This is a genomic window from Kribbella sp. NBC_00709 (genome assembly GCF_036226565.1).
GTDB lineage: Bacteria > Actinomycetota > Actinomycetes > Propionibacteriales > Kribbellaceae > Kribbella.
The window spans coordinates 1,028,373-1,039,424 of the sequence record NZ_CP108996.1 but is presented as its reverse complement, the minus strand read 5'-3'; the positions used below and the strand labels follow the sequence as shown (position 1 = coordinate 1,039,424).

Sequence of the window (11,052 nt, the reverse complement as noted above, 5' to 3'; positions counted from 1 at the left end):
GACTGGGCCGTCACGCGGTGGCGGCCTCTTCAAGTGCAGTCACCAGGGCCGCGATCGCCGGTGGGTCGGGCGGTTCGCCGTACGTCGCGGCGTAGACGTGCCGACGCGAGTCCGGGATCTCGCTTGCGAAGATGCCGTCGACCTGATGGCTGCGGAGAGCGAGGCCGGGCATGGTCGTCACCCCGAGACCGGCCACGACGAGTGCCTGCATCACCACCATGTCGTCGGACGTGTAGCCGACCTTCGGTTCGTAGCCCTCCGCCGCGCACAGAGCAGTCAGGTGGCTGCGGCATCGATCGCAGCCGGCGATCCAGGTCGCGTCACCGAGCTCGGCGAGCGTGACCGGCCGGTCCTTCGACAGCAGATACACCGGGTCGTCCAGCAGGTGATGCAGTCGTACGCCGGCCGGCTCCGGCTCGGTCTCGTCGTACCGGAAGACGATCGCGACGTCGATCTTGCCGGTGCGCAGGAGCTCGAGGGCCTCCGGCGGATGCATGTCGGTGAGGCTCACCTCGAGATCCGGATGCTTGCCGGCCAGCGCCGCGACAGCCGCCGGTACGAGCGATCCGACCGCTGACGAGAACCCGGCGAGACGAACCCGTCCTACCCGCAGGCCGACGTGGGCGGCGAGCTCGGCGTCGACGGCGTCGATCCGGCCGATGATCTCCGCGGCCCGGGCGGCGAGCATCCGGCCGGCTTCGGTCAGCCGGATGCCCCGGCCGGCGCGCTGCAGCAACTGTGCGCCGGTCTCGGCCTCCAACCGGGACAGGTGATGAGTGACGGACGGCTGCGAATAGTGCAGTTCGCGTGCCGCGGCGGTGACCGATCCAAGGCGGGCGACGGCGTCGATGACGCGTAGCTTCGTGACATCGAGCATGTATCAAACCTGTCTATGGGTGAGGACGAAACTTGGCATTAGACGTTATGGGTTGAGGTGGCGCACGCTCAAGACATGACGACGACAACGACCTCCACCAGCACCCTGACAGACCTCGCCGCGGGCGTTCGTACCGCAATCGGCGAGCACGCCGACTGGCACGGCACCGCTCAGCTCGTGGCCGAGCAGCTGCGCCGCCACCTGCCGACTCCCGACGTACTGACGGCCGAGCAGCGGCTCGGATCGGCCGACCGGTACCGGAGTCACACCTTGCATGTCGAGCCCGACGGCTCGTTCTCGATCATCGCCCTGGTCTGGCGGCCGGGCCAGCTGACCCGGATCCACGATCACGTCACCTGGTGCGTGTTCGGAGTGATCCAGGGCGTCGAGCACGAGGACCTCTACGACACCGACCTCAACCTGATCGGCCAGAGCGACAACCATGTCGGCGACGTCAGCGGATTCGCCCCTCCCGGCGACATCCACCGAGTCAACAACACCGCCGGCAGCACCGCGATCTCCATCCACATCTACGGCACCGACGTAACCCGAATCGGCTCGAGCGCCCGCCGCTACTACAACTGACTCACCGCTCCCGAAGCAGCGCCGCCGGAACGATCTCCACAGGAAACGGCAACGTCGCCTCGAACACCTTCTCGCCAACCACAACCTCCCGCTCGACGTACACCCCATCCACGAGCTCGAGCACAGTCAGCTTCGTCTCCTCCACATCGAGTATCCAGTAAGCGGGGACACCAGCCCTCGCGTAGAGCACGGGCTTGAGAACCTGATCGACGGTGCGCGTCGTCGACACAACAACCTCAACAGCGAGCGCCAACTCCTCGACCCACCGCGTTGTGGAGTCCCCGCGCGGCAGCACCAGCAGATCGGGGACTAGCGCCAGCCGGTTGTCGGGCCGGAACTCCAGCGGCCCCGGCAAGACCTCGAGATGCTCAGGACAGGCTGACACCAACTGCATCATCAGTTCGCCGAGCGCTCGCTGATGAATCGCCGACGACATGTACGTCACCAGCAGCACCCCGTCGACAAGCTCGTAGCGCGGGCCTTCGTCTGGTGTCAGTTCCAGGTCGGCCACCGTGAATTCACCTGGTTCGATCGGTCTCATGCGCCGACTGTGAACCAGACAGATCCGCTGCGGCAGGGCACATCGGCATCTGCCCCGGGATGCCCTTCATCTGGTGAGGGTGGCTGGGCATAGGTCGACGGGGAAGGGGGTGGTGGTGTGGAAGGTTTCTTCGGCTTGGAGGACGGCTTGGCAGGTGTAGCCGGTGGGGGTCAGGGCGAGGATGGTCAGTTCTTGGGTGGTGGGGTCCAGGAGCCAGTACGACGGGACTTGGTGGGTTTCGTAGAGGGATCGCTTGAGGACTACGTCGGTGGTGCGGGTGGAGGGGGAGAGGACCTCGACGACGAGGGCGGGTGGCTGTGTGGCGGTGTAGTGGCGGGCGCAGACGAGGAGGTCAGGGCGAAGGGTGGTGTGGGGCGTGGGGCGGAAGGCGAGCGAGCCCACCGAGACCAGGAGGTCCGGTGGGCAGGCGTGTTTCAGCTGCACCATGAGCGCGATGACGGCCGCGTGGTGAGCGGGTGGTTGGGCGCCGGTGATGAGGAGACGACCGTCGACCACCTCGTACCGCCTGCCGTCCCGCGCAGGGGCGTCAGGCGGTACGAGGCCGTCGATTGAGGTTTGAAGCGTGGTCACGCCAACAGCTTGACCGATTTCGCCGTACCGCCGCGGAAGTTATCCACAGGTCAGCGGGTTCTCCAGGGTGCCGACGAACTGCAGGGAGCCGGCGACGTCGGTGAGGTCGACCATCTGCTGGTTGTTGCGCAGCTGCAGCCGGTTCAGGCAGGACAGCGCGAACTCAGGCGTGAAGATGTCGTACTTCGCGAAGGCCTCGGCCAACTCCGGTGTCGCGGATTGGTAGTCGCGCACCGCATCCGCCACCACCGACCAGAACTCGTCAGGCGTCAGCAGACCCTCGCGGTCGAGCAACGGCGACAGGAACCGGAAGATGCAGTCGAAGATGTCGGTGAAGATCGACAGCAGCTTCTCGTCGTCGGGGACCTCCGCGCGGACCCGCTCGGCGTCCGCGGGGATCGGCGTCGCCGGGCTGAGTACGGCGATCTCCTCGGCGATGTCCTTCATGATGACCCGGATCGGGATCGCGTCCCGCAGTACCAGGATCAGGTTCTCGCCGTGCGGCATGAACACCAGCTCGTACGCGTAGAAGCTGTGCAGCAACGGGATCAGGTACGCGTCGACGTACGCCCGCAACCAGTCCGCCGGCGCCAGCCCCGACGCCCGCACCAGCGCGGCCGCCAGTGACGACCCGTGTCGATCGACGTGCAGCAGCGACGCCATCGTGGCCAGCCGCTCACCGGGCTCCAGCGAAGGCATCGGGCTCTCCCGCCACAGCGCCGACAGCATCTTCCGGTACGGCGAAGTCTTGTCGGTGGCGTTCTCGTAGTAGCGGTTGTGGTACCCGGCCGCCGCGATCTCGCGCAACACGCTGAAGCCGTATCTCTTCAGGACAAGGTCGTTCGAGACCACCGAGTGGACCCAGTCGTTGATTGCCGGCGTCGCGGCCATGTACGACGGCGACAGCCCGCGCATGAACCCCATGTTGAGCACCGACAGCGCCGTCTTCACGTAGCACCGCGACGGCTGCGACCGGTTGAAGAACGTCCGGATCGACTGCTGCGGCTGATAGCTGTCGTCGGTCGATCCGAGGTGGATGATGTGTCGCTGCGCGATATCCGCCGCGAACGTGATCGAGGTCTTGTTCTCCCACTGCCACGGATGCACCGGCAGGTAGACGTACTCCGCAGGATCGGCGCCCACAGCAACGATCTCCCCGGCGAACCGCTGCAGAACCTCGTCTCCCAGCTCGGAACGCAACAGCTCGTCGTACGACAGCGTGCTGCTGTGCGCGACCGTGGTCCGGTCGCGACGAGTCGCGATCCAGGTCAGTTGCACCGGTGCACCGGTCTCCGGCGCAAAGGCGAGGTAGTCGCTCACCCCGAATCCGAGCCGCCCGTTGTTCGCGACGAAGCACGGATGGCCCTCGGTCATCGCTGCCTCGATCACCTGGAAGTCCGCGGTGACCAGGTCCGCCGCGGTCAGGTCCGGCTTCGACAACTTGTACGCCGCCGACGCCAGCGTGCTGCTGATCTCCTCGAGGTACACCGGCAGCATCTCCGCGCCGATCCCGAGCTGCTGGTGGAACGTCGTGATGAACTCGAGCGCATCGATCGGCCCGCCGTCGTCGCGGACGATGCTCGCGGCATCGATATCCCAATGATTCAAGGGATACAGCCGAGCACTGAACCGATAGCCGTCGACCGCAAACCCGTTGTCAACAGCAACGGGCGTGAGAATGCGTTCGTGCGCGAACTCGGCCAGCGCCTTCCGCACCAGGGCGCGGTTGACCACAGCCCAGACATCCGGGTTCAAGTGCGAGATCATCAGCCTGCCTCGTTCATCCGGTGTGCGTCGGCGTACTGGTCGCGGGTGCAGAAGCTCAGCCACGCCTGCTTGTCGGCCAGCTGTACGACGCTGTGCTTGCGGAACCCCATCCGCTCGTTGAGCGCCTGGATCTTGACGTTGCGTACGTCGGGCTCGACCACGACCCGATCGACCAGCGGATCGCTGAACAAGCTGTCCATGATCGTCTCGAACACCGCGGCCGTGAACCCGGTGATCGGCGTGACCGCAGGCCCGACCAGCACGTGCATGCCGATGTCGCCCGGCGCCACGTCGTACACCTTGCCGACGGCGTCGTACGCCGGCTCGTAGCGCTCCATCAAGAACGCGGGCCGGCCTTCGTGCTCACCGAGGAAGGCGCGGTGATGCGCGCTCTGCTCGATGCGGAGGTACTCCGCGTGGACATCGGAGACGGATGCTTCCAGGAGACCCCAGTACCGCGCGTAGGGCTGGGTGACCCAGCCGTGCAGCGTGGTCACGTCCTCGGTCAGGTCGAACGGCCGGAGGCTGAGGGTGCCGAGGCCGGCGACGAAGCGCCGGTACGTCGGCTCGGGCAGTGCTCTGGTCATGGCGGACTCTGCTTTCAAGGTGGGCGAGCCTGTTAGCTAAGGCTTACCTTACTAGATCTTCAACACCCCGAAGAATCGGGTCCGTATCCTGGCGGGCACCTCATCCGTCCAGACTGGTATGACCATGACCGACGCACTGGACCTTCCTCAGCTGAAGGCGACCCGGCAGGCGCGCAGGGAGTTCCTCGACCGCCTGGAGCCGCTGCGCTCCGACCTGTACAAGTACAGCCGCCGGCTGACCGGCAACGCGTTCGACGCAGAGGACCTCGTCCAGGAGTCGCTGGCGCGCGCTTTCACGCAGGCGGCGCAGGCGCACAGCCCGATCGCCAACCCGCGCGCCTGGCTGTTTCGGGTCGCCACCAACGCATACGTCGACAACTACCGCCGGCAGTCGCCCGTACTCGTCGACGCACCGGAGCAGGCCGCACCGGACGCGACCGACCCCGCGGAGCTCCGTGACGCCTGGGCTGAGCTCGTTGCGCTCCTCCCGCCGCAGGAGCGCGCCGCACTCGCACTGAAGGACCTGTTCGGCTTCACGCTCACCGAGGTCGCCGACGTCCTGCGGACCTCGGTCGGAGCGGTCAAAGCCGCACTCCACCGCGGTCGCGGCCGCCTGGCGGACCCGGAGCGCTCTTTGAAGACACGTGAAGCCCCGGACCGTCGCCTGTTGGATGCGGTCGCCGATGCGTTCACGGCGTACGACGTACCTCGGCTGACCGCACTGCTGCTCGCTGACGCGGACAGCGAGATTCTCGGCGTACTGACGGAGTACGGCGCCGACAACATCCGCCAGGGCTCGATCGAACACACTCTGGATCTGTCCAAGCCCTACCGCTACACGGCGGACGTTGTCGAGCTCTGGGGCGAGTCCGTGCTCGTGATCCACATCGTCCGCGACGGTCAGCGCGCCGTGAACGATCTGATGCGTCCGACCACCGAAGACGGCAAGGTGCGATCGATCCGCTGGTACTACTTCTCCCCGGACTTCCTCACCGAAGTAGCGGCCGCCCTCGGCGAGCCTGTCGAGCTCAACGGCCACCACTACTAAAGGCGGATACGCCAGGTAGCCCGCGCGGCGGATGTGCAGTGGCGACTGCTCTGCCTACGTTGGTGGCATGTTGATCGCCGAGGACCTGCTGCTGCTCATGTACGACGACGAGACCGGGAAGCCGATCACCGGGTCGCCAGGGCTGGACTTCGCGCTGGCCGGTGCGGTGCTGATCGAGCTCACGCTGCAGCACAAGCTCGACATCACCGGTCATGGAACGGGGGAGAAGCCCGGTCGGCTGAAGGTACTGGACGCGGCGCCGACCGGAGACCCGATCCTGGACGAGCGCCTGTCGTACGTGGTCAACAAACCGGGCAAGAAGCCGAAGGATCAGATCCGCCAGCTGTCGAAGCACCTGCGCGACCAGCTGCTCGCCCGGCTGGCGGAGCGCGGTGTCCTCCAGGCGGAAGAGGGCAGAGTGCTCGGTCTGTTCCCGGTGACTCGTTGGCCGGCCAAGGACGCACGGCATGAGGCTGAGGTGCGTGCACAGCTGGAGAGCGTGCTGAAGGTCGGTACGACGCCGGACGAGCGCACCGGTGCGCTGATCGCACTGCTGAGTGCGCTGAACGTCGTACCGAAGGTTGTTACCGACGCGGTGGACAAGCGGGCGCTGAAGCAGCGCGCCAAGGAGATCGCCGACTCGGACTGGGCCGCCGAGGCGGTCAAGAAGGCCGTCGCCGAGATGCAAGCAGCTGTGACCGCCGCCATCGTCGTCTCCGCGACAGCCGGAGCCTCATCCAGTAGCTAGCCGTGCCTTGATCTCCGGCTTGACCACCTTGCCGACCTTGGAGCGTGGCAGGTCGTGCCAGACGAGCACCTGCTTCGGCGCCTTCACACTGCCGATCCGTGCCTTCGCGAACGCGATCAGCTCCTCCGGTCCGACCAGACTGCCCGGCTGGAGCTGTACGACGGCAACGACCCGCTCGCCCCACTTCTCGTCCGGCTGTCCGACCACGGCGCAGTCCTGTACGTCGGTGTGCGCCATCAGGGCCTGCTCGACCTCGGTGGAGTACACGTTGAAGCCGCCGGTGATGATCATGTCCTTCGCCCGGTCGACGATGTACAGGTAGCTGTCGTCGTCCAGGTAGCCGATGTCACCGGTGTGGTGCCAGCCGTACGCCGCCGCCGCCGCGGTCGCATCGGGATTGCGGTAGTACCCGCGCATCACCAGCGAGCCGCGGACGACGATCTCACCTCGCTCGCCCGAGGGAAGGAGACCGCCGTCCGGGCTCATGATCGCCACCGTGACCAACGGTGACGGCCGCCCGGCCGACGACAGCCGGCTCCGCGCAATGTTGCCTGAGGCATCGAAATGCGCGGCGGGCGGCAGGATCGAGATCATCATCGGCGCCTCGGTCTGCCCGAACAGCTGCGCCATCACCGGACCGATCCGCTGCAGCGCCTCCTCCAGCCGGGCCACCGACATCGGCGCGGCGCCGTACCAGAAGCACCGCAACGACGACAGGTCCGTGGAGTCCAGCTCCGGCGCCGCCAGCACCATGTAGATCAGCGTCGGCGGCAAGAACGTGTGCGTCACCCCGTGTCGCGGTATCAGCTCCAGGAAGGCGTGTACGTCGGGAGCTCGCATGATCACGATCTCCCCGCCGGACGCGAGCACCGGGAAGCACAGCACCCCGGCCGCGTGCGTCAACGGCGCCAGCGCGAGGTAGACCGGCCGCTCGCCGAACGGGTACCCGATCAGCGTCAGCGCGGTCATCGTCTCGAGGTTGGCGTTGCCGAGCATCACTCCTTTCGGACGGCCCGTCGTACCGCCGGTGCCGACGATCATGGCCAGGTCGTCCGGATCGGTCAGATCGGGCGCCGGTTGGGACGCGCCCCCGCAGAACGCGTCCCAACCGACGATTCTCCGGCCGCTGGGGTGGGGGTCTGGGCCGGAGTCTGTGGGCTCCTCATCGAGGCACACGAAGGTGTGCACCTTCGGCAGTGAGTCCCGGATGCGGTCCACCAGGGGTGTGAACCCCGCCTGGTAGATCAGTACTTCGCAGTCGAACTGGTCGAGCAGCTCGCGGTTCTCCGCGGCCTCGTTGCGTGGATTGATCGGGCACCAGATCGCACCGGCCCGGCTGATTCCGAACACGCAGCTGAACGCGACCGGGTCGTTCGCGGACAGGATCGCGACCTTGCCACCTGGCTGTACGCCGACGGCCGCCAGCGCGCCGGCGATCCGGTACGACAGCTGCTGCACCTCGGCGTACGACAGTGTCACGCCGTCCGTGGTGAGGCAGGCCGCATCCGGGCCCAGCGAGGCGCCCTTGTCCAGATAGTCGACCAGTCGCAAGAGAACTCCTCTAGTGCTGCACAGTCAGCTGCGGCTCGGACACCAGCCCGAAGCTCCGCAGTACGCCGAGCAACTCGCGGTGACCGAACGCCTGGCAACCACTGGCGAAACCGACCCGCTTCGGAGGCGTCTGCAGCAGCGAGTACGCCGCGTACGCCTGCATCAGACCGGTCTGCTGGTAGTTGCTGTTGCCGTGGATGACACAGTGCGCCCGGCCGAGCGGACCGGAGGCGTGCACCGAGTCGAGAGTCTTGTTGACCCGTGGGTTCTCCCGTGGCGGCATCTCGTTCATCACCTGGCGAGCGGTGGCGGTCAACGCCTCGTTGCGCTCGTCCGGCGCCATGTCCTTCGTCGCCTCGAGTGCTGCCGCGACGATCTGCGGCACACCATTCATCAGTGCTGCGTTGAAGACACCGCCCTGCGCCTTGCAGTTGGCGACACGTGGATCGCGCTTGAACCACACCGGGTGCGACATACCGCCCCACGGCAGCGACAAAGCCAGCTCGTGCTGTCCGGGAACGACCAGCTGCACCAGGCCCTGGGTGGGGAACTCCGCGTACTGATTGTTCTCCAGGTAGTGCGCCTTCGACGTCGCAGCGTTCACCAGGATCGTGCGCGTGGAGGCGATCGTGGGGCTGCCGCCCCAGAACACGGCGATGTCCAGAGTGTCCAGCCCTGGCTGCTCGAGACACAGCTGCGCAGCGATCTCGCTGGTGGTGTACATCTGCGCGATGCCGGGCGCCAGCACCAGACCGGCCTCGGCGAACTGCGCACCGTACTTCTCGTCGCAGGTCATCAGCCAGTCCTGCTCACCGGTCGTGTCGGTGTAGTGCGCGCCCGCGGCCAGTGCTGCTTCTACTGCGGCCGGACCGAGCTCACTGAACGGTCCGACGGTGTTCAGGACGACAGAGGCGCCTTTGAACAGGTCGGTCAGCGCAGCGGTGTCGTGGTCGACCGTGGCGATCTCGTAGTCGGCCGTCTCGATACCCGGGACGTGCGCATCCATCGATGCTTTCAGCTTGGCCTCATCGCGGCCGGCGGCGACGAACGGGACGTGGTACTGCCGGAGGTACTCGCAGACCAGGCGGCCGGTGTAGCCGGAGGCGCCGTAGACGACGACAGGTTTGGCAGCCATCACATGCCCATTCCGCCGTCGACGGGCAGGCCGATGCCGGTGATGAACCGGGACTCGTCCGATGCCAGGAAGACGACCGCGTCGGCCATGTCCGCGACCTCGCCGAGCCGGCCGGCCGGTGTCAGGGCGATGACAGCGCCGACGGCGGCCTCGGGGGACTCGAACAGCCCGAGCTGCGCGCAGTCGTTGGCCAGGCCCATCCCCATCGCGGTCGGGACCAGACCGGGGTACAGGCAGTTCACGCGGACGCCGTAGCCGAGCTTGCCGGACTCCATCGCGGCGACCTTGGTGAGGCGGTCGACCGCGGACTTGGTCGCGGAGTAGACCGCGATCCCCGGGAACGCGATGGTCGCGGCGACCGACGCGATGTTGATGATCGCGCCGCCCTGACCGGCCAGGCCCTCGGGACGCATCGTGCGCAGACCCCACTTGATGCCGAGCGTGGTGCCGAGGACGTTGACCTCGAGCATCTTGCGGACGTCGTCGGCGGTGACCTCGGTGAGCAGGCTGGTGATCTCGATCCCCGCGTTGTTCACCAGGATGTCGAGGCCGCCCATGATGTCGTTGGCCGCGACGACCGCGTTCTCCCACTGGGCGTCGTCGGTGATGTCGTGCGCGACGAAGCCGTTACCCGCTCCGTACTCGCTGTCCAGCGCGTCGGCGACCTTCTCGCCGGCGTCCTTCTGCAGGTCGCTGATCACGACTTTCGCGCCGGCTGCCGCGAGGGCCTTCGCCATGCCTTCGCCCAGCCCCTGGGCGCCGCCGGTGACGAGGGCCTTGCGGCCGGAGAGATCGAGTGAACCCATCTGAAGCTCCTTTGCTCACAGGACGCGGTGGCTGTTTCACACTCTGGCCAGGTCTTTGACAGGCGTCAAGACTTTGTTTGACACTTGTCAAGAAATCTCCCCGCACCGGGACGCGCCTGGCCCGGGGCGGGGTACTCTGACGCAACGACCCGATGAGGAGAGGGCGGTGTGGCAGTGACGTCAGCGAGCGCGACCGAACCGGACCGACCAGCCCGCGTTTCCGGGATCGACAAGATCGAGCGCCGCCGGATCGCGCTGGCCGAGTCGGCGCTCAAGACCCTCGGCGAGCTCGGGTACGCACGGACCAGCCTGCGGGAGATCGCGAACAACTCCGAGTTCACCCACGGCGTCGTGCACTACTACTTCCGCGACAAGATCGACCTGATCAGCTACTGCGTGCGGTATTACAAGACCAAGTGCGCGCGGCGGTACGACGAAGTGGTCGAGACCGCGACGTCCGGGGACGAGCTGGTCACCGGGTTCCTGGGCAAGATGACCCAGACGCTGGTCGAAGAGACCCCGATGCACAAGCTCTGGTACGACCTGCGCGCGCAGAGCATGTTCGAGGAGCAGCTCCGCCCGGACGTCGAGGCCATCGACCAGCTGCTCGAAGAGATGATCTGGCGGATCCTCAGCCGGTACGGCGATCTCACCGCGACCACGCCGACCGTCGACGCGCCAACGGCGTACGCACTCGTCGACGGCCTGTTCGAGCAGGCCGTGGTCGGCTACGCCGCGAACCCGGAGAAGGCCCCGGACCTGCTGACGGATCGCATCCTGCAGGTCCTGCCCAAACTGCTCGCAGCGTAGCCGGAC

At 66.7% G+C, this 11,052-nt stretch carries 12 protein-coding genes; 4 read left to right on the top strand and 8 right to left on the bottom strand.

The features are described 5' to 3' along the window. Positions 1 to 10: 10 nt before the first annotated feature. Positions 11 to 877 carry a LysR family transcriptional regulator gene (locus OHA18_RS04940; protein ID WP_329002456.1) on the bottom strand — a complete coding sequence of 289 codons (867 nt, stop codon included), beginning with the start codon at positions 875 to 877 and terminating at the stop codon, positions 11 to 13. A gap of 75 nt (positions 878 to 952) precedes the next feature. Between OHA18_RS04940 and OHA18_RS04935 the strand changes: the two genes are divergently transcribed. Then, on the top strand, positions 953 to 1,462 hold the full coding sequence (locus tag OHA18_RS04935; RefSeq protein ID WP_329002455.1) for a cysteine dioxygenase family protein: 510 nt from the start codon (positions 953 to 955) through the stop codon (positions 1,460 to 1,462). Between the two features lies 1 nt (position 1,463). Here the strand turns inward: OHA18_RS04935 and OHA18_RS04930 are convergent, their stop codons facing one another. The 4 genes from OHA18_RS04930 to OHA18_RS04915 form a co-directional block, all read right to left on the bottom strand. Further along, positions 1,464 to 2,003: a Uma2 family endonuclease gene (locus tag OHA18_RS04930; RefSeq protein WP_329002453.1), complete on the bottom strand. Its 540-nt coding sequence runs from the start codon at positions 2,001 to 2,003 to the stop codon at positions 1,464 to 1,466. Between the two features lie 66 nt (positions 2,004 to 2,069). Next, positions 2,070 to 2,594, bottom strand: a complete 525-nt coding sequence (locus OHA18_RS04925; protein WP_329002452.1) for a Uma2 family endonuclease — start codon at positions 2,592 to 2,594, stop codon at positions 2,070 to 2,072. Between the two features lie 39 nt (positions 2,595 to 2,633). Beyond that, on the bottom strand, positions 2,634 to 4,361 hold the full coding sequence (locus OHA18_RS04920) for an IucA/IucC family protein (RefSeq protein ID WP_329002451.1): 1,728 nt from the start codon (positions 4,359 to 4,361) through the stop codon (positions 2,634 to 2,636). After that, positions 4,361 to 4,948 carry a GNAT family N-acetyltransferase gene (locus OHA18_RS04915; protein ID WP_329002449.1) on the bottom strand — a complete coding sequence of 196 codons (588 nt, stop codon included), beginning with the start codon at positions 4,946 to 4,948 and terminating at the stop codon, positions 4,361 to 4,363. The genes OHA18_RS04920 and OHA18_RS04915 overlap by 1 nt, the downstream gene beginning before the upstream one ends. Before the next feature lie 124 nt (positions 4,949 to 5,072). On the opposite strand from OHA18_RS04915, the gene OHA18_RS04910 reads away from it, so the two are divergent. Both OHA18_RS04910 and OHA18_RS04905 read left to right on the top strand, forming a co-directional pair. Then, a complete protein-coding gene (locus OHA18_RS04910; protein WP_329002448.1) occupies positions 5,073 to 5,996 on the top strand; it encodes an RNA polymerase sigma factor in 924 nt (307 codons plus the stop codon). A gap of 67 nt (positions 5,997 to 6,063) precedes the next feature. Further along, positions 6,064 to 6,744, top strand: coding sequence for a GOLPH3/VPS74 family protein (locus OHA18_RS04905; RefSeq protein WP_329002447.1), 681 nt, complete (start codon positions 6,064 to 6,066; stop codon positions 6,742 to 6,744). Here the strand turns inward: OHA18_RS04905 and OHA18_RS04900 are convergent. The 3 genes from OHA18_RS04900 to OHA18_RS04890 are packed head-to-tail and all read right to left on the bottom strand — an operon-like array spanning position 6,730 to position 10,236. Then, on the bottom strand, positions 6,730 to 8,295 hold the full coding sequence (locus OHA18_RS04900) for an AMP-binding protein (RefSeq protein WP_329002446.1): 1,566 nt from the start codon (positions 8,293 to 8,295) through the stop codon (positions 6,730 to 6,732). The genes OHA18_RS04905 and OHA18_RS04900 overlap by 15 nt on opposite strands. A 10-nt stretch (positions 8,296 to 8,305) precedes the next feature. Then, positions 8,306 to 9,430 (bottom strand): DUF5938 domain-containing protein, encoded by a 1,125-nt coding sequence (locus tag OHA18_RS04895; protein WP_329002444.1) that lies wholly within the window; start codon positions 9,428 to 9,430, stop codon positions 8,306 to 8,308. Beyond that, the gene (locus tag OHA18_RS04890; RefSeq protein WP_329002442.1) at positions 9,430 to 10,236 is read right to left on the bottom strand and encodes an SDR family NAD(P)-dependent oxidoreductase; all 807 of its coding nucleotides are present in this window, start codon (positions 10,234 to 10,236) and stop codon (positions 9,430 to 9,432) included. The genes OHA18_RS04895 and OHA18_RS04890 overlap by 1 nt, the downstream gene beginning before the upstream one ends. 168 nt (positions 10,237 to 10,404) lie before the next feature. Between OHA18_RS04890 and OHA18_RS04885 the strand changes: the two genes are divergently transcribed. Continuing rightward, the gene (locus OHA18_RS04885; RefSeq protein ID WP_329002441.1) at positions 10,405 to 11,046 is read left to right on the top strand and encodes a TetR/AcrR family transcriptional regulator; all 642 of its coding nucleotides are present in this window, start codon (positions 10,405 to 10,407) and stop codon (positions 11,044 to 11,046) included. Positions 11,047 to 11,052 lie beyond the last annotated feature (6 nt).